The organism is Massilia soli (assembly GCF_016809835.1).
GTDB lineage: Bacteria > Pseudomonadota > Gammaproteobacteria > Burkholderiales > Burkholderiaceae_D > Telluria_A > Telluria_A soli.
In genome coordinates this window covers 353,818-375,123 of record NZ_JAFBIL020000003.1, presented here as the reverse complement: position 1 = coordinate 375,123, position 21,306 = coordinate 353,818, and the positions used below count along the sequence as shown (strand labels likewise).

Here is a 21,306-nt window from a genome sequence, read left to right as displayed (position 1 = left end):
GACAGACCACCATTTTGGAAGATTCCAAAATGGTGGTCTGTCCCCGATTTTGGAACGGTTGGGTTTTAGCGCAGGCTTATTTTTGCGAGGCGATCCATTCGTCGATCAGCTTGCCGAGCACGTCCATCGGCACCGAGCCGGAACGCAGGACGACGTCGTGGAAGCCGGGCAGCGAGAATTTCGGTCCAAGCTCGGCCTTGGCCTTGTCGCGCAGTTCGAGAATCCTCAGCATGCCGAGCATGTAGGCGTTGGCCTGGCCCGGCCAGACGATGTAGCGTTCCACTTCCGATGGCTTGAGGCCGTAGTCGATCGCTTGCTGGCGCGTCCAGCCCTTGCTGTGCAGGCCGGTGTCGACCACCAGACGGCGGGCGCGGAACAGTTCCGAGCCGAGCGCGCCGAGCAGGCCCGGCACGTCGCCTTCATACCAGCCCTCTTCCACCGCAAGGCGCTCGGTGTACAGCGCCCAGCCTTCCGCGTGGGCGCTGCCGCCGCCGAAAATGCGCATCGTGCGGAACTTCGGCAGGCCTTGCAGTTCCTGCTGGATCGCCAGCTGGAAGTGGTGGCCCGGCACGGCTTCGTGGTAGGCCAGGCTGCGCATGCGGATCATGTCGAACACCGGACCGCGCAGCGGCACCCAGAAGATGCCGGGACGGCTGCCATCCGGCGCCGGCAGGCTGTAGTGCGCCGAGGCGCTGCCTTCGGTCAGCGGCGGTTCGCGCCGGACGTCGACGGGGGCCTTCGGCATCAGGTTGAACAGCTTGGTCGAGCGCTGCTCGGCGTCGCGCACCATGGCGTTGTAGCGCTTGATGATCTCCGGCCGCGGGTCGGGTTCGAGCGGCAGCTGGAAGGTCTTGTCGAGGGCGCGCATGCGTTCTTCGATGCTGCCTTCGGTAAAGCCGAGCGCGCGCAGGTGCTGGTCCATCTGCGCTTCGAGGCGCGCCACTTCGCGCAGCCCGATCTGGTGGATCTCGGCGGCCTGCAGCTTGGTGCCGGTGAAGTTGGCCAGCGCCTGGCTGTAGGCGGCGGCGCCGTTCGGCAGCCGGTCGATGCCGGCCGCGTCGGTCGTCTTTGGATGGATCGCGGCGAGGAAGCCGCGCGTGCGCTGGTACGCCGGGAGGATCTGGCCGGCCACGATCGCGGTGGCGCGGGCGATGGCCGCGTCGCGCGCCTGCGGGGTCAGGTCGGCCAGCCTGGCGCTGCGCTCGGCCAGCGAGGTGACCAGCACGTTCTGCTCGGGCGCCGGCTTCAGGAAGGCGTCGACCTGCCCTTGCGCGCGTTCCAGGATGAAGCGCGGCGGGATCAGCTTGCGCTCGCTGGCGCTGCGCGCGCGCGCGGTCGCTTCGTCGAGCCGGGTGCCCACTTGCGCGAGGCGCGCGAGATAGCTGTCGACGTCGGCCGCGTTGCGGATCGGATGGGTCTCGGTCATGAAGGTGACCAGCGAGATATGCGCGCCGCTGAACTGCGAGAATACGAACGCGTGGTCTTCGAATGGCTCGTTGGCGATGCTGTTGGCCAGCGACCAGCGCATGGTTTGCGCGGAAATGCGCTGGGTGTCCTCGAGTTTGCCCGCCAGGAAGCGGTCGAGGCGGGTGATGCCGTTGCGCGCCATCGCCACGTATTTCAGGCGCTGCGCCTTGGTCTGGGGCGACAACTGGCGGTCGAGCGCCTGCTGCTCGGCGCCGCTGAAGTATTGCGACGACGTCGCGCGCTCGGGCGACAGGCGTACCCAGCCGGCGGCGAATTTGTCAGCCCAGGCATCGAAGGCCGGGTTGCGTTGCTGGGCGGCGGCTTCAACGGCCGCCGGGGCTGCCGACGGCGCTCCCTGGGCAAGCGCGCTGGAGGCAAGAAGGAATGAGGTGACAAGCGCGAGGGTAATCTTCGCGGCGCGACGGGTGCTAACTGGCATGCATGGTCTCCGTGTTCGTGAAAGGCAGGCGCTGTGCGCTCTTGCTGCGGGAGAATTTATCACGGATCAATGGTGCCAACCAGATCGAAGTGCCCGATTTTCATAGCGTAAAGACGCGCGTAGCGCAGCGTATTTACCCAAAACGCATTATGATGAAATGGTAAAGGAGAGTCCCATGATCCGTTGCCTCAAGGCTATCGGCGCCCTCGCCTGCCTGCTGTCGCTTGCCGCGTGCAAGGACAGGCACGAACCGCTTAAGCCGACCGTTATCACGCCGCACTTCGCCACTGTCGACCGGGCTTGACCGGTCGCGGCCGATACCTCCGCTGCCCCGCAGCAGGTCTGCGCTTGCGCGCTTGCCATCGTCTCCATCGAACTTTAGCCCTGCCTGTCGTTTACCTGATCTAGCGCAAGCGGAACTGGCGGGTGCTGCCGTCAACAGTCCATGCGCCGCCTTTCTTACCCGCCGATAACCATTGGCGCGGGGGCGGCGACAGCGTTTACGCAACAAAATGTCATTTTTTGTTAAATACCATAAATATAAGTAATGCGTAGGAGAAAGCTTGTTATGATGCCATCGCAAAATAGCAAGTTGAAGGATGGCAACACCTGTAAGGATTGCCAACCGGATTCAAAGGAGCTTGCGCCATACCGGCGCCGGCGAAAATAAACGCCTGAAGGAAGACACATCATGACCAAGCAATTCCGCACTACACTCAAACTCGCCATCGCCGTCGCAGCTGTGGCGATCACCCCGTCGGCACTGGCAGCTGATGCCACGGCAAACACCTCTGCCACAATCATGCAGCCAATCACGATTACCAAGGTGGAAGACTTGGCTTTCGGCAAGTTTGGAGTCGGTGCAGGCGGTTCCGTCACCATCAGCACCAGTGGCGTCCGGTCTTCGACGGGCGTCGTCGAGATGGCAAGCACCACCACCGCGGCAAAGTTCGACGTCGCCGGTGAAACAGGCGCGACGTATTCGATCGCGCTGGCTCCGACCACCTTGACGTCGGGCGCCAACAGCATGACCTTCACCACCATCAGCGACCTGACTGGCGCAAACGCAACCAGCGGCAACGCTGCGACCGGCACCCTGACCGGCGGCGCCCAGTCGGTCTATGTCGGCGGCGTGCTGACCGTCGGCGCGGCGCAGGCGGCAGGCCTGTACTCGGGCACCCTGGTCGCGACCGTCCAGTACAACTAAGCATCACCGGCGCGCGAGCATCCGTCCGATGTTGGCGCGCCGCCTCCACCTTGCCCTATGCCTGGCGCTGCTGCTTGCGGCCGGTCCGGGGCGTGCGCAATTGCTTCCCCCGATTGATGGCGGCGGCGTTTTACCGGGCATGAACCTGCCCGATGGGGGACCTGCCGATGGCTTTTCGTTAGCCAACATCAGGACGCTTAGTTTCGGCAAGTTTGTCGCCGGCAGCGGCGGCAGCGTCACCATTGCGCCGAACGGCGCGCGCTCGCGCAGCGGCGGCGTCATACTCATCAATTCAGCCGGCGCCGGCAGTGCCGGCTTCAATGTGGCGCAACTTAAGGGCGGCACCAACAAGTCGGTCGTCATGTCCCTACCGGCGAATGGCACCGTGTCCATCAGTAGCGGCGCATCAAGCATGTCCCTGGGAAACTTCATCAACGATTCCGGGACCGTGCTGCCGTTGACGGCTGCCGGCCTGATACTCAACATCGGCGCCACCCTGACGGTGGCACCGAACCAGGCGCCCGGCACCTACTCGGGCACCTTCAACCTCACTGTTAACTACCAATAATGACCGGGCTGCGCGTGCAGCGGCCCCTCGAAAGGATCGCCACATGTTTTACCACCTGGCCCGCCCTGCCCGCCTGCTGCTTCCCGTGCTGCTGGCGCTGCTGTCGCAATCGGCACATGCCGACCTGATGCTGCATCCGACCCGCATCGTATTCGAGAAGAACGCCCGCGCAGCCCAGGTTGAATTGATCAACGACAGCAAGGAACCGGCGACCTACCGTATTACGCTGGTCAATCGCCGCATGACCGACGACGGCCAGTTCGAGGCCGCCGACAGTGCGCGACCGGGCGAATTGGTCGCCGAGCCGATGCTGCGCTACTCGCCGCGCCAGATCACGCTCGAGCCGGGCACCGCCCAGACCGTGCGGCTGATGCTGCGCAAGCCTGCGCTGCTGGCCGATGGGGAATACCGCTCGCACCTGCATTTCGAGAAGCTGGCCGTGGCCGAAGGCAGCACCAGCATCGAGAGCCACGCCAAGCGCAGCGACATCGGCGTGGTGCTGCGCGCACTGGTCGGCGCTTCGATACCGGTGATCGTGCGCCACGGCGCCACCGACGCCACGGTGAGCTTGTCGCAGCTGGCCCTCCACCGGGGCGCCGCCGGTGCTGCGCCCTCGGCGTCGCTGCAGTTCGAGCGCGCCGGCAACCGCTCCGTCTATGGCGACCTGGAAGTGAGCTTCACGCCCCAGGGCGGCAAGCCGCAAGTTCTGGCCAGCGCAGGCGGCGTCGCGGTCTACAGCCCCAACCTGCTGCGCCGCGCCAGCCTGCCGCTGCAGGTGCCTGCCGGCATGGCGCTGGCGCGCGGCACCCTGACCGCCACCTTCCGCCATCGCGCCGACGCCGGCGGCGGCGTGCTGGCCCAAACCTCGCTCCCCCTGCCGTAAGGAAAGCTACCAACAGGAGCCGCAAGACAAGCTACCAAAAGGAGGGGGAAACCCATCCTGTTCCCTCGATCAGCCTCAGTACGTTTCGACAATAATTCTAGCTTCCGGAATGGCGCTCGCCGATCCGCCAATTGATAGGGTATTTGCCGATTGATGCAGTTCGCCGCGAGGTTCCTGTTGTGCGCTTTGCTGGCGATCGGGCCGGCGCTGGACGCCTGCGCCCAGGGCCAGCAGCCAGCGCCGCACACCGACGCCAGCGTGCTGCTGTTCGAGGTGCGCATGGGCCGCCACGTACTGGCCGATGCCATCACAGCCTATCAGGTCGAGCGCGAAATCCTGCTGCCGCTCGGTGAACTGTCCAGGTTGCTGACCCTGGCGATCTCCACCACCCCTGCCGAGGCCCGCGCCAGCGGCTATGTGCTGTCGGAAGAGCGCGTCTTCAGCCTCGACGTGATCGAGCGCGAAGTCATCAATGGGGGACGCCGCGAACTGCTCGACCGCGCCATGGTCAAGCTGGCCGCCGACGACATCTATGTGTCGAGCACCCTGCTCGCGCGCTGGCTGCCGGTCGACATCGGGATTGACTTGCCCAGCCTTTCGCTCACCATCACACCGCGCGAAAAGCTGCCGATGCAGGCCGGGCTGGAACGGCGCCAGCGCGGCCAGGCCAAAGGCGCGCGCGACCGCGCCAGCGACCCGGGCTTCGCGCGCCACGACGCGCCATACAATCTTGCCAGCGTCCCCTTCATCGACCAGACGATCGGGCTGTCGATGTCCGACACCGGCTCGGGGCGCCGCACCGAAAGCAATTACAGCGCCTACCTCACCTCGGACTTGCTCGGCATGCAAGCCTCGCTGTTCGCCACCCGCAACCCGGGCGATCCGCGCAACCCGTCCGGGCAGTTGCGCCTGACGCTGGGGCGCAACGACCCGGATGCGGGGCTGCTCGGGCTGCTCCATGCACGCACCGCCCTGGTCGGCAGCGTTGCGGTGCCGGGACTGCCCAATATCTCCTACAGTAGTTCGACCGGCAATGGCGCCGCGCTGTCCAACCGGCCGCTGAACCAGCCGACCCGCTTCGACAAGCACACGCTGCAGGGCGACCTGCCGCCGGGCTGGGACGTCGAGCTGTACTACAACGAAGCGCTGGTCGGCTTCCAGCAGGCCAGCCCGGACGGCAAGTACACCTTCGCCGACATGCCGCTCGCTTACGGCCCCAACGAGTTCCGGCTGGTATTCCACGGCCCGCTTGGGCAGCTGCGCGTCGAACGCCAGAGCTTCCTGCTGGAGCAGTCGGCAGTCGCGCCGGGGGCGTTGTACTACAGCGTGGCGCAGCACCGCGACCGCGACGGCCGCACGCGCAGCCTGGCACAGTTCGAGTGGGGCCTGGCCAGCCACCTGTCGGCCACTGGCGCGCTGGCACGGCTGCCGGTTGGCGCCGTCGAGCAGCGCTACAGCCATCTCGGCCTGCATGGCTACCTGAAATCGTTCATCCTCAGCGGCGAAGTGGCCAGGGCAGGCGACGGCGGCCAGATGGCCCAGGCCAGCATCAAGACGCGGATCGGCAACCTGTCCGTGTCGGCCAGCCGCGCCCAGCTCGACGGTTTCACCAGCGAAGTGTTTCAGCCCGCGCGCGATCCGGTCCGCAGCCGCGACGAGATCCGGGTCGACGGCGCGCTGTTGGCGCCCGGGGTTGCGTTTCCGGTGTCGCTCCAGGCGCGCCGCGACACGCTGGCCTCGGGCCTCGAGGCTACCCAGTTGCAGGGGCGGGTGTCTGCCTACCGTAACGGTATGGCGCTGAGCAATGCGCTGCGCTGGCAGTCAGTCGGCGGCAACAAATACGCCGACGGCGTGGTCCAGGCCAGCCGCCGGGTCGCTGGCGTCAGCATCAATGGCCAGCTCGATTACGCCATCGCTCCCGACGCCGACCTGCGCTCGCTGGCGCTGTCGGCCGACTACCACATGGCCGCCGGCGTCGTCGCCAACCTGGGACTGGTGCGCTGGTTCGCCGATCCGCACTACCGACTGACTGGGGCGCTCAACAAAAGCCTGGGCAGCTTCGGCCTCGGACTCAACGGCTTTTACACCAGCCGCCGCGAATTCGGCGCCGGCGTCCAGCTGTTCATGGCGCTTGGCCTTGAACCACGCCAGCGCCGCATCATGACCGATGCCCAGCCGATGGCCGGCACCGGCGCCGCCTCGCTCCGCGTTTTCCTCGACCGCAACCTGAACGGGGTGATGGACGAAGGCGACGAGCCGGTGCCCAATGCCGGCTTCACCCTCAATGGCGGCAGCCACCTGGCGCGCACCGATGCCAACGGGGTCGCTTACGTCAGCCGCCTGCCTGCCTACATGCATCTCGACATCGGCGTCGATTCCGACACGGTGGAAGACCCGCAGCTGCAGCCCCAGGTGAAGGGCCTGCGCGTGGTGCCGCGGCCAGGCAAGGTGAGCCAGCTCGACTTCGCGCTGTCGATGACCGGTGAAGTGGACGGCACCACTTTCGTGCTGGTCGATGGCGTGCGCCGCCCGATCGGCGACCTGGAACTGGAACTGGTCGGCCACGGCCGCAAGGTGGCCGCCACGATGAAAAGTTCGTCCGACGGCTACTACGTCATCCCGGCCGTGTTCCCCGGCCTCTACCTGCTGCGCATCGCCCCGGCCCAGCTCGCGCGGCTCGGGCTGTCCGACACCGGCATGCACCTGATAGAGATAGCACCTGACGGAACCATCCTCAACGCCCGCGATTTCATCATCGTGGCCGGGAACCAATGAGAACACGTTAAACTGGCGGCCTGTTTAAATTTGCTGCAAGGTATCCTCACATGTCGTTTGTTTCACTCGGTCTGATCGACCCACTGCTGCGCACCCTCGAAGCGCTGGACTACACCACGCCGACCCCGGTGCAGGCGCAGGCCATTCCTGCCGTGCTGGCCGGGCGCGACGTCATGGCCGCGGCCCAGACCGGCACCGGCAAGACCGCCGGCTTCGCGCTGCCGCTGCTGCAGCGCCTGACGATGGAAGGCCCGCAAGTGGGCAGCAACTGCGTGCGCGCGCTGGTGCTGGTGCCCACCCGCGAACTGGCCGAACAGGTGCACGAGAGTTTCCGCGCCTACGGGGCCAGCCTGCCGCTGCGCACCATGGTGGCCTACGGCGGCATCAGCATCAACCCGCAAATGATGAAGCTGCGCAAAGGCGTCGATGTCATGGTGGCCACGCCGGGCCGCCTGCTCGACTTGCACAGTCAGAACGCGGTCAGGTTCGACCAGCTGGTCACGCTGGTGCTCGATGAAGCCGACCGCATGCTCGATCTGGGCTTTTCGCGCGAGCTCGACGCCATCTTCATGGCCTTGCCGGCAACCCGCCAGACGCTGCTGTTTTCGGCCACCTTCTCGGACGCCATCCGCACCATGGCCGGCAAGCTGCTGAAGGACCCGGTGTCGCTGGAAGCGTCGCCGCGCAACACCACGGTCAAGAAGATTCGCCAGTGGGCGGTGCCGGTCGATAAGAAGCGCAAGCCCGAGCTGTTCTTGCACCTGCTGAAGAAACACCGCTGGGGCCAGGTGCTGGTGTTCGTCAAGACCCGCCACGGCGTCGAGGAGCTGGTGACCAGGCTGGCCGCGCACGGCGTCGCCGCCGATTCGATCCACGGCGACAAGGCGCAACCTGCGCGCCTGCGCGCGCTGGAGCGCTTCAAGGCGGGCGAGGTCAAGATCCTGGTGGCGACCGACGTGGCCGCGCGCGGCCTCGATATCGACGACCTGCCGCATGTGGTCAACTTCGACCTGCCGATCGTGGCCGAGGATTACATCCACCGCACCGGCCGCACCGGCCGCGCGGGCGCGTCCGGCGAAGCGGTGTCGCTGGTATGCGCCGACGAGGTGCGCCAGCTGGCCGCGATCGAGGTGCTGACCAGGCAGACCCTCGAACGCATCGACGAGCCCGGTTTTGAGCCGGATCACCGCGTCCCGGTCACCAACACGGCTGGAGAAGTGGTTAAAAAGCCCAAAAAACCGAAAAAGAACAAGGATGCGGCGGTTGTCGCCGAGGACGTGCGTTTTCGGCAGCGATAGCGCCTTATAATGGTGCTCTGCAAGCCCAACGGAAATTTCCATGCCCCAACCCCTGACCTACGTAGCGGAACCCATCACCGTCAGCGCGCTGAAAGCCAGTTGCGCCGGCTGCAGCATGCACCAGTTGTGCCTGCCGATGGGACTCGATGACGAGGACATCACGCGCCTCGACAAGATCATCGGCAAGCGCCGCCGGCTGGTGCGCGACGAGCGGCTCTACCAGATGGGCGAGCCGTTCCGCAACCTGTACGCGATCCGATTCGGGCATTTCAAGACCTACCAGGTCAACGCGGCCGGCGAGCAGCAGATCACCGGCTTCCAGATGGCCGGCGAACTGCTCGGCATGGATGCGATCAGCGGCGACCGCCACCAGTGCGACGCCGTGGCGCTCGAAGACAGCGAAGTGTGCGAGATCCCGTTCACGCGCCTTGAAGAATTGTTCGGCGAAGTGCCGACCTTGCTGCGCCACTTCCACCGCATCATGAGCCAGGAGATCACGCGTGAGCAAAATGTCATGCTCCTGCTGGGGAACATGCGCGCCGAGCAGCGCTTCGCGGTGTTCCTGATTAACCTGTCGGCGCGCTATGCGGCGCGCGGCTATTCGCCGCACAGCTTCCAGCTGCGCATGTCGCGTGAAGACATCGGCAACTACCTCGGGCTGACCATCGAAAGCGTCAGCCGCCTGCTGTCGCGCTTTAAGAAGCAGGGCTGGATCGCGGTCGACAAGCGCGAAGTGAGCCTGCTCAACGGCCCGCACCTGAAGGCGCTGGCGGCCGGCACCGAGGTGTGCAGCCCGATGAACTGAGCCGGGCGGCTCAGATCGGCGGGTTGTGGTCGCCCGGCACCGCGACCAGGTAATAAGTCAGCATGCTGGCCAGCGCGCCCAGCGACCAGAAACCGAAAAATCCGGCGCTGTAGATCGCCATCGGGCTCAAGCCCCCGGCAAGGGGCAGCTGGCCCGGGTCGAAGATCGAAAAGAACAAGCCCTCGGCCAGCACCGCAGCCATGAACGACGGCCACAGCACCACCATCGCCAGCTTCAGCATTCCCTTCCTCATTGCACAGCCTCCGGGTCGGCGCGCAACGCCAGCGCGCGCTGCTGCGGCCATTGCCAGGTGCCGGCCAGCCGCCAGTCGTTGTCGAGTCCTTCGACCACCACGCGCCAGCGCGCCTGTTCCAGCAGCGGCAAGGGCACGCTGAAGCGGCCGTCCGGTCCCGGCACGGCATCGAGCACCATGTCCTTGTGCGGCTGGGTCGAGTGGGCCAGGCGGATCCGGAACGGCGCTGTCAGCGGCTGGCCCCTGCCGGCCAGGGTGCCGGCCAGGGTGCCGGCCGACGGATCGTGGCGCGCCGAGAATGCCAGCTGCATGCTGCTGGCCACCTTGTCGCGCCGCAGGTCCTGGTTGATCGCCTTGCCCTTCTTGTAATAGTCGTCGACCACGACCGCGTCTTCGCGGGTGACCGCCAGGTAGCCGGTGTAGCCGCCTGCCACCAGCACCAGCGCCGGGCCGAGCATCAACAGCCATGGCCAGCGATGCGTGTACCAGGGGCGCTCGCCGGCCGCCTGCTTGTTCAGCTTGGGGTTCATCCAGTTCTCCAGTTATTTCGGCACGAGGAACACGGCCTTCTCTTCAACGCGCAGCCCGGGATCATCGAGCGCCTCGAGGGTGAACGTAATCGGGTTCGAGCCCTTGACGCCGGTCGCATGGTCGATCCGCACCATCACCGGGACCGCGCGCGTGGTGGCGCCATCGATCCTGACCTCGGCCGGGGTTTCCAGCCTGATGCTGTCGATGCCGGCCACGCCGATCCGGAAGGTATGCGCCTGTTCGGACGTATTCATCACCTGCAGGCGGTAGACGTTTTCGATCATGCCGTCGTCCACCTCGCGCCCCATCGACCCGCGGTCGCGGATCACATCCATCTTCAGGGGCGTGCGCAGCGCCAGCGACGTCAGCACGCCGGCCACGATCAGCGCCAGCAGGGCGGTGTAGATCAGCACGCGCGGCCGCAGCACGCGCGCGGTGATCTCGCGCGGCGTCCAGCCCTGCCGCATGGCATGCTCGGTCGAATAGCGGATCAGGCCGCGCGGCCGGTCGACCTTGTCCATCACCATATTGCAGGCGTCAATGCAGGCGGCGCAGCCGATGCACTCGTACTGCAAGCCGTTGCGGATGTCGATCCCGGTCGGGCACACCTGCACGCACATGCTGCAGTCGATGCAGTCGCCCTTGGCCTGGGCGCCGCGCGGTTCGCCGCGCGCCGTATCGTAGGTGACGATCAGGGTGTCCTTGTCGAACATCGCGCTCTGGAAGCGCGCATACGGGCACATGTACTTGCAGACCTGTTCGCGCAGCCACCCCGCATTGCCGTACGTGGCCAGCGAATAAAACAGCACCCAGAACGATTCCCACGGCCCCAGCGCCAGCACCGCGATCGACGCCAGCAAGGTGTCGATCGGGGTGAAGTAGCCGACAAAGGTGATGCCGGTCCACAGCGCGACCGCGCCCCAGGCCAGGTGCTTGGCGGCCTTCCGGGCGGCCTTCTGCACGGTCCACGGCTGGCGGTCGAGCCGGATGCGCGCGCTGCGGGCGCCTTCGATTCTGCGCTCGATCCACATGAACACTTCGGTGTAGACGGTCTGCGGGCAGGCGAACCCGCACCACACGCGCCCCGCCATCGCGGTCACCAGAAACAGCAGGTACGCGCTGATGATCAGCAGCGCCGCCAGGTAGATGAAGTCCTGCGGCCACAGCACCAGCCCGAAGATGTGGAACTTGCGCGCGCCGAGGTCGAACAGCACCGCCTGGCGTCCGTTCCACTGCAGCCATGGCAGGCCGTAGAACAGCACTTGCGTGAGCCAGACACAGACCCAGCGCAGGGTCGCGTAGCGTCCCTTGGCCTCGCGCGGGTAGATTTCCTCGCGCTTGGCATACATCCGGATCACATGTTCGGTTGGTGCTGCGTCTTTCATTTTTGCGCCAGTCCGGGCTTGCTCGCCTGGGTAGGATTCGACAGGCCCCACACATAGGCTGCCAGCACATGCACTTTCGGTTCGCCGAGGAAGTCGCTAAACGCCGGCATGCTGTTGCTGCGGCCCTTGCGAATGGTCTCCATGATGGTCTCGGCGCTGCCGCCATACAGCCACACCTTGTCGGCCAGGTTGGGCGCGCCCAGCGCGGTGTTGCCGGTGCCGCCGGCGGCATGGCAGGCCACGCAGGCTGCGAACTTGCTCTTGCCAAAGGCGGTCTTGATCGGGTCGGCGGTGGAACCGGACAGGCTCTTGACGTAGTGCGCCACGTTTTCGATGTCCTTCTCGGAGCCGACCGCCGCACCCATCGGCGGCATGTGGCCGGCGCGGCCCTGCATGATGGTGGCCTTGATGACCGATGGCGAGCCGCCATACAGCCAGTCGCCGTCGGTCAGGTTCGGGAAGCCCTTGGAACCGCGCGCGTCCGAGCCGTGGCACTGGGCGCAGTAAGTCAGGAACAGGCGTTCGCCGATGGCCCGGGCCTGCGGGTCGGCAGCGACTGCCTGCAGGTCCTGGCTGGCGTATTTGGCGAACAGCGGCCCGTATTCGGCCTGCGCCAGTTTCAGCTCCTGCTGGTATTCGCCGCTCGACTGCCAGCCAAGCTTTCCGGCGTAGCTGCCCAGTCCCGGGTAAAGCACCAGGTACACCAGAGCGAACACGATGGTGATGTAGAACAGCCACATCCACCAGCGCGGCATCGGCGTATTGAGCTCGGTCAGGTCGTCATCCCACACGTGGCCGGTGGTGCCGACCGCGTCGTCGGCCGATTTGACCTTGTGGACCGACTGCGACCACAGCAGGATGGCGCAGCCGGCGATCGACAGGATCGTGATGATCGAAATGTACAGGTCCCAGAACCCGTTGGTGAAATCAGCCATTGCCATTCTCCCGCGCGTGCATCGCGTCCGCTTCGGCGTCGGCGAACGGCAGCGCCGCCTGGGCGTCGAAGTCGCGGCCGCGCCGCAGGACGAAGGTCCACAGCAAGATGCCGAGGAAGGTGGTGAAGCTGATCACCGTCATCACGCTGCTTGCGCTGTCAAAAATCTGTTCGAGTGCCATGTCAGTTCCTTGTCTTGATCTGGGTTCCCAGTCCCTGCAGGTAGGCGATCAGCGCGTCCTGCTCGGTCTTGCCCTGCAGCTGGCCGGGACCAGCGGCGATGTCTTCGTCGGAGTACGGCACGCCGAGGGTCTTCATCGCGCGCATCTTGGCCGTCACCTCGGAGGGCACCAGTTCGGCCGTGGCCAGCCACGGGTACGACGGCATGTTCGATTCCGGTACCAGGTCGCGCGGATTATCGAGGTGGGCGCGGTGCCATTCATCGCTGTAGCGCCCGCCCACGCGGGCCAGGTCCGGGCCGGTGCGCTTCGAGCCCCACTGGAACGGATGGTCGTAGACGAATTCGCCGGCGACCGAATAGTGGCCATAGCGCTCGGTCTCGGCGCGGAACGGGCGGATCATCTGCGAGTGGCAGTTGTAGCAGCCTTCGCGGATGTAGACGTCGCGCCCGACCAGCCGCAGCGGCGAGTATGGCTTCAGGCCGGCCACCGGCTCCGTGGTCGACTTCTGGAAGAACAGCGGGACGATCTCGACCAGGCCGCCGATGGAAATCACCAGCACCACCAGCCCGATCAGCAGCCATGGATTCTTCTCGATCCACTCGTGGGAAAATTTCATGAAAGAGCTCCTGCAGGGTTAAGCGTGAATCGGATTGAGCGCCGGGATGCGCGCATCGACGCTGACGGTGTCGCGCATCGTCATCCAGGTGTTGTAGGCCATGATCAGCATGCCGGACAGGTACAGCAGACCGCCGCCGAACCGGATCACGTAGTACGGGAAGGTCGCCTTGACGCCTTCGACGAAGGTATAGGTCAGGGTGCCGTCCGGGTTCACCGCGCGCCACATCAGGCCCTGCATCACGCCGGCGATCCACATCGAGGCGATGTACAGCACGATGCCGATGGTCGCGACCCAGAAGTGCAGGTCGATCAGGCGGGTGCTGTGCATGCTGGTCTTGCCGGCCAGGCGCGGCACCAGGTAGTAGATCGATCCCATCGTGATGAAGCCTACCCAGCCAAGCGCGCCGGCATGGACGTGGGCGATGCCCCAGTCGGTGTAGTGCGACAGCGAGTTGATGGTCTTGATCGACATCATCGGGCCCTCGAAGGTGGCCATGCCGTAGAACGACAGCGAGACGATCAGGAATTTCAGGATCGGGTCGGAGCGCAGCTTGTGCCAGGCGCCCGACAGCGTCATGATCCCGTTGATCATCCCGCCCCATGACGGCGCCAGCAGGATCAGCGAGAACACCATGCCGATCGACTGGGTCCAGTCGGGCAGCGCGGTGTAGTGCAGGTGGTGCGGGCCGGCCCACATGTAGGTGAAGATCAGCGCCCAGAAGTGGACGATCGACAGGCGGTACGAATACACCGGGCGTTCGGCCTGTTTCGGGATGAAGTAGTAGACCATGCCGAGGTAGCCCGCGGTCAGGATGAAGCCGACCGCGTTGTGGCCGTACCACCACTGGATCATCGCGTCCTGCACGCCCGAATACACCGAGTACGACTTCATCGCCGACACCGGGATCGCCATGCCGTTGACCACGTGGAGCACCGCGACGGCCAGGATGTAGGCGCCGAAGAACCAGTTGGCCACATAGATGTGCTTGACCTTGCGCTTGAGCAGCGTGCCGAAGAACACCACGGCGTACGCCACCCACACCACGGTGATCAGGATCGCGATCGGCCATTCGAGTTCGGCGTACTCCTTGCCGCGCGTGAAGCCCATCGGCAGCGAGATGGTGGCGGCGACCAGCACCGCCTGCCAGCCCCAGAAGGTGAAGGCCGACAGCTTGTCCGAGAACAGCCGCACCTGGCAGGTGCGCTGGACCACGTAATACGAGGTGGCGAACAGGCCGCAGATGCCGAACGCGAAAATCACCGCGTTGGTGTGCAGCGGACGCAGGCGCCCGTAGGTCAGCCACGGGGTGTCGAAGTTCAGCGCCGGCCACGCCAGCTGGGCCGCGATGATCACGCCCATCAGCATGCCGATGACGCCCCAGACAACGGTGGCGATCGTAAACTGCCGGACGATCTTGTAGTTGTAATTGAGACCTGTGTCCAAAATGCTTCTCCTGGATTGCAATGAAATTGATGACAGACTCAAGGTTAGGTTTCTGAACCTCAAAAATCCTTGATGTGAATCAAAACCGGCCAGATCAGTGCATCTTTGGCGGAATCGAGTCGTCGTCCTGCAGCAGGCGCAGCGGCGGGCCATCGAGGTCGTCGAACTGGCCACTGTCGGAGGCGCCGAAGAAGATCCAGCCGGCCACCGCGACGACGATCAGGCTGAGGGGGATGAGGAGGAACAGCGCTTCCATTTATACTTTCGCGCGCCGCAGGCGCAGCGCATTGATGACCACCACGGCGGACGACAGCGACATGCCGACGCCGGCCATCCACGGATTGAGCAGGCCGAATGCGGCGGCGGGAATCGCCACCAGGTTGTAGACCGTGGCCCAGGCCAGGTTCTGGCGGATCACGGCAAGCGTGCGCGCGGCGGTGCTGGCCGCCTCGCCCAGGGCTGCCAGGCGGCCTCCGAGCAGCACGCAGTCGGCGTTCAGCTGGGCCAGCGCGGCGCCGCCGCCCATGGCGAAGGACACGTCGGCCGCCGACAGCACCGCGGCGTCGTTGATGCCGTCGCCGGCCATCGCCACCACCGCGCCGTCGGCCTGCAGCGCCTGCACAAAGGCCAGCTTGTCGGCCGGGAGCTGGCCGCCAAGGGCGCGGGCGATCCCAAGTTCGCCAGCGATGGCGTCGGTGACGCCTTGCTGGTCGCCGCTTAACAAGATGACTTCCTTGCCGGCGCGCTGGAACTGGCGCACCAGCGCCAGCGCATCGGCGCGCAGCGCGTCATCGAGCTCGAAGCGCGCCAGCACGCCGGAGCAATCGCCCAGGTAGACGGCCGTCATGCAGGCGCCGTCGGCAGGTGCGGCCAGGCCGCACGCCGCCATGACGAAGCGCGCGCTGCCAAGGCGGTAGGCGCGGCCGTCGATACGGCCTTCAAGGCCCTGCCCCATCACGCTGGTCAGTTCAAGCGCCTCCAGCGCCGGTGCGCTGCTTGCTGCGCGAATCGCCGCGCCAAGCGGATGCGCGCTGGCTTGTTCGAGCGCCGCCGCCAGCTGCAGGCAGCGTTCGCGCGACTCGGGCCCGAACACGCTGACGCGGCGCAGCATCGGCTTGCCTTCGGTGAGCGTCCCGGTTTTGTCGAATACGACATGGGTGGCGCGGTGCAGCGTTTCGAGCACGTGCGGGCGTACCACCAGCACCCCGCGCCGCACCAGCATGTCGGTCGCCGCCGCCAGCGCGCTTGGCGTGGCCAGCGACAGCGCGCACGGGCACGACACCACCAGCACCGCGATGGCCACTTCCCATGCGCGCGACGGGTCGGTCAGCTGCCAGCCGACAAACACCAGCACCGCGAGCGCCAGCAATGCCGCGACGAACCAGGCGGCGACCTTGTCGGCCCACAGCGCCAGGCGCGGCTTGGCCTGGCCGGCGCGCTCCACCAGCGCCACCAGGCGCGCCAAGGTACTGTCGCGCGCGCCGCGCACGACCTGCAGCACCACGGCCTGGCCGGCGTTGACGGCGCCGCCCGGCACGTCGTCGCCCACCTTGCGCTCCTGCGCGCGGCTCTCGCCGGTCAGCAGCGCCAGGTCAAGCTCGGTGGCGCCTTCGACGATCACGCCGTCGGCGGCGAGCGCGTCGCCCGGGCGCACCAGGATGAAGTCGCCCTCGCGCAGTTGCGCCGCGGCGGCAACTTCGGTCTCGCGCACCTGCGGATAGCCGGGCATGCGCAGCGCCGACGCCGGCAGCGCGTGCTGCAGCTTTTCGAGCGCCTGCGCCGCCTTGCGGCGCGCCACCAGTTCCAGGTAGCGGCTGCCCAGCAGCAGGAAGATAAACATCGTCACCGAGTCGAACCAGACGTCGCCGGCGCCGCGCAGCACCGACCAGACGCTGCCCGCAAACGCCGCCCCGATGCCCAGCGCCACCGGCACGTCCATGCCCGGCATGCCCTGCTTCAGGTTCAGCCACGCGCCGCGGAAGAACGGCTGCGCCGAGTACAGCACCGCAGGCAGCGTCAGCAGCAGCGAGGCCCAGTGCATCAGCGCCGTCATGTCGGCGTCCATGGTGCCGTCGGTGGCGAGGTACACCGGAACCGCGTACATCATCACCTGCATCATCGACAGGCCCGCGATGAACAGCTGGCGGAACAGCTTCTTGCGCGCCTTTTCGAGCTGCTCGCCGTGGCGCGCCGGATCGTGCGGCCACGCCGTGTAGCCGACCTGGCGCAGCGCCAGCAGGATGTCGCTGGCGCGGCAGGCGCCGGCTTGCCACTGCACCGACAGCCGCTCGGTGGCGACGTTCATCTCGGCCGACAGCACGCCCGGCAAGCGCGCCACCTTGCGCTCGATCAGCCAGACGCAGGCCGCGCAGCGGATACCCTCGACCGAAAACACGGCGTCGGCAATGCCGCCTTCGGCGGCGGGCGGCTCGTCATACAGCGCCAGCTCGGCCGGCACCAGCGCAATGTCTGCGCCACGCGCGCCAAACTCGGTGCGCGCGTTGTAATAGATGCCGCAGCCCGCATCGACGATGCCCTGGGCCACCGCGGCGCAGCCGGGGCAGCACATTGGGCGGGGCACCGCGTCGATCGCCACCTCCCAGCTGGTGCCCGGCGCGACCGGCAAACCGCAGTGGAAGCATTCGACCGGGGCCAGCACGGCATTCATGGCGCCATCCCGGGAATGCAGACCAGGTCGAGCCAATGGGCCTGGTCGCCGATGGCCGCGCGCGCCAGGCCAAGCAAGCCGAAACCGAGCACCAGCAGGCCGGCGCCGATGCGCACCGCGCGCCGCTGCATTGCCGCGCGCAGGGCCGCGCCGGCCACGCCCATCGTCACCAGCATCGGCAAGGTGCCCAGGCCAAATGCCAGCATCACGGTGGCGCCGGAAGCGGCCGAGCCGCTCAGCATCGCCGTCACCAGCACGCTGTAGACCATCCCGCACGGCAGCCAGCCCCACAGGGCGCCGAGGCCGAACAGTTTGGCCGGGCCATCAATCGGCAGCAGCCGCGCGCCCAACGGTTTCAGGCGGCGCCACAATCCGCCGCCGAGCCGCTCGACTTGCGCCAGCCCGCGCCATGCATCCATCAGGTGCAGGCCGAGCGCAACCAGCATCAGGTTGGCCAGCAGGTAGCCTGCGGTTTGCAGCGCGCCAAGGCCGCCGAGGGTGCGCGCGCCGTTTGCCAGGCCGCCCGCCAAGGCCCCCGCCAGCATGTAGGAAGCGATGCGGCCGGCGTTATACGACAGCACCCGCGCCGGCACCTGCGCGCTGGTGCGGGTGGCGACGGCGACCGGGAAGGCGCGCTGGGCCGGCGCGGCCACCGAAAACGCGCTGACGATCCCGCCGCACATGCCTGCGCAGTGGACGCTGCCGAACAAGCCGACCAGGAAGACCGGTAACAGGTTGATGCCTTGCATGCGGCGCCCGTCAGATGGTCTTCGAGTAGCGCGCCACCTGCGGCGCCGAACTCAGGTAGCGGTCGAACACCATGCAGATGTTGCGGATCAGCAGGCGGCCCTTCGGCGTGACCGTCAGCCATTCGCGGTCGACCGACAGCAAGCCGTCGCCTGCCAGCGCTGCCAGCCGCTCCAGCTCAGGCTTGAAGTAGCCGGCGAAATCGATCGGATAGGCCTGTTCGATGGCCGGCACCGACAGCTCGAAGTTGCACATCAGGGTCTGGATGATCGCGCGCCTGAGCGCGTCGTCCATCGACAGGCGCGCGCCGCGCACGATCGGCAGCTCGTTGCGGTCGAGCGCATCGTAGTAGGCGTCGAGGGTTTTCGCATTCTGGCTGTAGGTCGCGCCGACCGAGCCGATGGCCGAGACGCCGCAGGCCACCAGGTCGGTGTCCGCATGGGTCGAATAACCCTGGAAGTTGCGGTGCAGGCGGCCCTGCCGCTGCGCCACCGCGAGATCGTCGTCGGGCCGCGCGAAGTGGTCCATGCCGATGTAGGTATAGCCGGCGTCGGCCAGGCGCCGGATGCACAGCGCCAGCATGTCGAGGCGGGTGTCGGCGCTCGGCATGTCCGCGTCCAGGATGCGGCGCTGCGGTTTGAACAGGTGCGGCAGGTGCGCGTAGTTGTAGATCGCGATGCGGTCGGGATTGGCGGCGATCACCTTGGCCAGGGTCTGCGCCATGCTGATGACGTTCTGCCTGGGCAGCCCGTAAATCAGGTCGATGCTCACCGAGCGGAATCCCGCGCTGCGCGCGGCCTCGATGATGGCGCGGGTTTCCTCCTCGGGCTGGACCCGGTTGACGGCGCGCTGCACGTCGCCATCGAAGTCCTGCACGCCGAGGCTGACCCGGTTGAAGCCCTGGCGGCGCAGGCTGTGCAGGCGCTCGGGCGACACCGTGCGCGGATCGATCTCGATCGAATATTCGCCTTCCGCGTCGGGCGCCAGCTTGAACCAGTGCCGGATATGCGTCATCAGGTCGCCCATCTGCTCGTCCGAAAGGTAGGTCGGCGTGCCGCCGCCCAGGTGCAGCTGCTCGACCTGGTTCATGCCGGCGAACAGCCGGCCCTGCATCTCGATTTCGCGCTTCAGGTAGCTGAGATAGGTCGTCGCCTTGTCACGGTTTTTGGTCACCACCTTGTTGCAGGCGCAGTAATAGCAGACGGTGTCGCAGAACGGGATGTGCACGTACAGCGAAAGCGGCTTGGCAACGCCGCGCGTCCGCAGCCCGGCCACCGCCTTCAGGTAGTCGCGGTAGCCGTAGCTGTCGCTGAAGCGGTCGGCGGTCGGGTACGAGGTGTAGCGCGGGCCGGACTGGTTCAGCTTGCGGATCAGGGCGCCGTCGAACTCCACGCTCGGGACCCGGTTTGCTGGTACTGCGGATATATTCATAACGTTGCTCCAATCCTGACTGTAGAGCTCAGTCTATTGATCGGCATCGAGAAAATCCTTGCGGTGCATCAAAAACGCCCGAGGCGCGGCGCGCTGCTGCGCCCGAGTTGAAAGACCGACAGCGCTTGCGCCAGTCCTGCCGCCTGCTCGGCAACATTCGACGAGGCCGCGGCCGCCTGTTCGACCAGCGCCGCGTTCTGCTGGGTGATCGCATCGAGCTCGGCGACTGCCTGGTTGACCTGGCCGATGGTCGCGCGCTGCTCCAGGCTGGCGCTTTTGATGCCCGCCATGATGGCGGTGGCGCGCTGCACCGATGCGACCACGCTGCCCATGGTGCCGCCGGCCTCGCCGACCAGCGCATTGCCGTGGCTGACCTTGTGGACCGAATCGTCGATCAGGTGCTTGATCTCCTTGGCGGCGCCGGCCGAGCGCTGCGCCAGGCTGCGCACTTCGCCCGCGACCACGGCAAAGCCGCGCCCCTGCTCGCCCGCGCGCGCCGCTTCCACGGCCGCATTCAGCGCGAGGATATTGGTCTGGAACGCGATGCCGTCGATCAGGCCGATGATGTCGACGATTTTTTTGGCCGAATCGCTGATCTGGCCCATCGTATCGCCGACCCGGTCGACCGCCTTGCCGCCCTGCCCGGCGACCGCCGCAGCGGCCACCACGCACTCGTCGGCGCGCACCGCGCTGTCGGTGTTTTCGCCCACCGTGACGGCAAACTGCAGCATGCTGGTCGCGGTTTCTTCCAGGCTGGCGGCCTGGGCGGCGGTGCGCTCGGCCAGGTCCTGGTTGCCGGTGGCGATTTCACGGGTCGCCGTTTCGATCGAATCGACATTGCTGCGCACGTCGCCGATGATGGCGCGCAGGTTCAGCCCGACCTGGCGCAGTGCCGCCTGCAGCTGGCCGATCTCGCCGCCGGCGCTCACCTCGACGGTGGCGGACAGGTCGCCGCCGGCCAGCTGGTTGGCCGCGCCGATCGCGGCGCCCAGCGGCGCGGCAACCGACACGGCCAGCATCCGCCACAGGGCGGCAGCGAACACGACGCCCGTTGCCGCCAGCCACGTGATCCAGCCGCCCTGCCCGCCGACGGCAACGGCCGCCAGCAGCGCGGCCATGGCGCCCATGGCGATGCCGATGCGGGTGCCGAGGGCGGCGTCGCGCACGGCGCGCAGGCGCGCCGCCAGACCCGCGCGCACCACCGCGCCGCGATGCACGGCCAGTCCCTCGGCCTGGCCCTGCCTGAAGCGCTGGTAGATGGCGCCGGCCGCCGCCACCTGATCGCGGCCCGGCTTGGTGCGTACCGACATGTAGCCGACCGTGCGCCCGTCTTCCATGATCGGGGTGACGTTCGCCAGCACCCAGTAGAAATCGCCATTCTTGCAGCGGTTCTTGACCATCCCGGTCCACGGGCGGCCTTGCTTGAGCGTCTCCCACAGATCGGCGAACGCTTCGGGCGGCATGTCCGGGTGGCGCACGATGTTATGCGGCTGGCCCAGCAGCTCATCGCGCGAGTAGCCGCTGATCTCGATGAACGCCGGGTTGCAGTAGGTGATCTTGCCCTTGGTGTCGGTCTTGGAAACCAGCGACTGGCCGTCGCGCAAAGAATGTTCGATGCCAGTGATGGGCAGATTGGTACGCACGTTGCTCTCCTGTTGCCGTATGGCATTA

General features: G+C 66.6%; 20 protein-coding genes. 7 read left to right on the top strand and 13 right to left on the bottom strand.

The window, feature by feature from the left end:
- Positions 1-76: 76 nt before the first annotated feature.
- The gene (locus I4X03_RS09155) at positions 77-1,906 is read right to left on the bottom strand and encodes a DUF885 domain-containing protein (RefSeq protein ID WP_223467907.1); all 1,830 of its coding nucleotides are present in this window, start codon (positions 1,904-1,906) and stop codon (positions 77-79) included.
- A 175-nt stretch (positions 1,907-2,081) separates the two neighbouring features.
- Here I4X03_RS09155 and I4X03_RS23085 point away from each other — a divergent pair, with 175 nt between their 5' ends.
- From I4X03_RS23085 to fnr, 7 genes are all read left to right on the top strand, one after another.
- Entirely contained in the window at positions 2,082-2,210 is a 129-nt protein-coding gene (locus I4X03_RS23085) for a hypothetical protein (protein WP_267874038.1), read from the top strand.
- Between the two features lie 387 nt (positions 2,211-2,597).
- Positions 2,598-3,113, top strand: coding sequence for a DUF4402 domain-containing protein (locus tag I4X03_RS09150; protein ID WP_223467906.1), 516 nt, complete (start codon positions 2,598-2,600; stop codon positions 3,111-3,113).
- 139 nt (positions 3,114-3,252) lie between these two features.
- Positions 3,253-3,681 (top strand): DUF4402 domain-containing protein, encoded by a 429-nt coding sequence (locus tag I4X03_RS09145; protein WP_223467905.1) that lies wholly within the window; start codon positions 3,253-3,255, stop codon positions 3,679-3,681.
- Positions 3,682-3,724: 43 nt separating this feature from the next.
- Entirely contained in the window at positions 3,725-4,564 is an 840-nt protein-coding gene (locus I4X03_RS09140; protein ID WP_223467904.1) for a fimbrial biogenesis chaperone, read from the top strand.
- Positions 4,565-4,714: 150 nt separating this feature from the next.
- A complete protein-coding gene (locus I4X03_RS09135; RefSeq protein WP_223467903.1) occupies positions 4,715-7,339 on the top strand; it encodes an Ig-like domain-containing protein in 2,625 nt (874 codons plus the stop codon).
- A 50-nt stretch (positions 7,340-7,389) separates the two neighbouring features.
- On the top strand, positions 7,390-8,637 hold the full coding sequence (gene rhlE1, locus I4X03_RS09130) for an RNA helicase RhlE1 (protein ID WP_223467902.1): 1,248 nt from the start codon (positions 7,390-7,392) through the stop codon (positions 8,635-8,637).
- 40 nt (positions 8,638-8,677) lie between these two features.
- Positions 8,678-9,442, top strand: coding sequence for a fumarate/nitrate reduction transcriptional regulator Fnr (gene fnr / locus I4X03_RS09125; RefSeq protein ID WP_223467901.1), 765 nt, complete (start codon positions 8,678-8,680; stop codon positions 9,440-9,442).
- A 10-nt stretch (positions 9,443-9,452) separates the two neighbouring features.
- Here fnr and I4X03_RS09120 read toward each other — a convergent pair whose 3' ends face one another.
- From I4X03_RS09120 to I4X03_RS09065, 12 genes are all read right to left on the bottom strand, one after another.
- Positions 9,453-9,695 carry a hypothetical protein gene (locus I4X03_RS09120; RefSeq protein ID WP_223467900.1) on the bottom strand — a complete coding sequence of 81 codons (243 nt, stop codon included), beginning with the start codon at positions 9,693-9,695 and terminating at the stop codon, positions 9,453-9,455.
- Positions 9,692-10,225, bottom strand: a complete 534-nt coding sequence (locus tag I4X03_RS09115; RefSeq protein ID WP_223467899.1) for a FixH family protein — start codon at positions 10,223-10,225, stop codon at positions 9,692-9,694. Before I4X03_RS09115 ends, I4X03_RS09120 begins: the two co-directional genes overlap by 4 nt.
- Before the next feature lie 12 nt (positions 10,226-10,237).
- Positions 10,238-11,611, bottom strand: coding sequence for a cytochrome c oxidase accessory protein CcoG (ccoG, locus tag I4X03_RS09110; RefSeq protein ID WP_223467898.1), 1,374 nt, complete (start codon positions 11,609-11,611; stop codon positions 10,238-10,240).
- Positions 11,608-12,546, bottom strand: a complete 939-nt coding sequence (ccoP, locus tag I4X03_RS09105; protein WP_223467897.1) for a cytochrome-c oxidase, cbb3-type subunit III — start codon at positions 12,544-12,546, stop codon at positions 11,608-11,610. The genes ccoG and ccoP overlap by 4 nt, the downstream gene beginning before the upstream one ends.
- Positions 12,539-12,727, bottom strand: a complete 189-nt coding sequence (locus tag I4X03_RS09100; protein WP_223467896.1) for a cbb3-type cytochrome oxidase subunit 3 — start codon at positions 12,725-12,727, stop codon at positions 12,539-12,541. The genes ccoP and I4X03_RS09100 overlap by 8 nt, the downstream gene beginning before the upstream one ends.
- 1 nt (position 12,728) lies before the next feature.
- Complete coding sequence (gene ccoO, locus I4X03_RS09095) at positions 12,729-13,343, bottom strand: cytochrome-c oxidase, cbb3-type subunit II (protein ID WP_223467895.1); 615 nt, start codon at positions 13,341-13,343, stop codon at positions 12,729-12,731.
- An 18-nt stretch (positions 13,344-13,361) separates the two neighbouring features.
- Entirely contained in the window at positions 13,362-14,789 is a 1,428-nt protein-coding gene (gene ccoN / locus I4X03_RS09090; RefSeq protein ID WP_223467894.1) for a cytochrome-c oxidase, cbb3-type subunit I, read from the bottom strand.
- Positions 14,790-14,883: 94 nt separating this feature from the next.
- Positions 14,884-15,045, bottom strand: coding sequence for a cbb3-type cytochrome oxidase assembly protein CcoS (gene ccoS, locus I4X03_RS09085; protein ID WP_223467893.1), 162 nt, complete (start codon positions 15,043-15,045; stop codon positions 14,884-14,886).
- Complete coding sequence (locus I4X03_RS09080; protein WP_223467892.1) at positions 15,046-17,457, bottom strand: heavy metal translocating P-type ATPase; 2,412 nt, start codon at positions 17,455-17,457, stop codon at positions 15,046-15,048.
- The gene (locus I4X03_RS09075) at positions 17,454-18,206 is read right to left on the bottom strand and encodes a sulfite exporter TauE/SafE family protein (RefSeq protein ID WP_223467891.1); all 753 of its coding nucleotides are present in this window, start codon (positions 18,204-18,206) and stop codon (positions 17,454-17,456) included. The genes I4X03_RS09080 and I4X03_RS09075 overlap by 4 nt, the downstream gene beginning before the upstream one ends.
- Before the next feature lie 10 nt (positions 18,207-18,216).
- Complete coding sequence (gene hemN / locus I4X03_RS09070; RefSeq protein WP_223467890.1) at positions 18,217-19,635, bottom strand: oxygen-independent coproporphyrinogen III oxidase; 1,419 nt, start codon at positions 19,633-19,635, stop codon at positions 18,217-18,219.
- Between the two features lie 68 nt (positions 19,636-19,703).
- Positions 19,704-21,278: a methyl-accepting chemotaxis protein gene (locus I4X03_RS09065; RefSeq protein WP_223467889.1), complete on the bottom strand. Its 1,575-nt coding sequence runs from the start codon at positions 21,276-21,278 to the stop codon at positions 19,704-19,706.
- Positions 21,279-21,306: the final 28 nt, after the last annotated feature.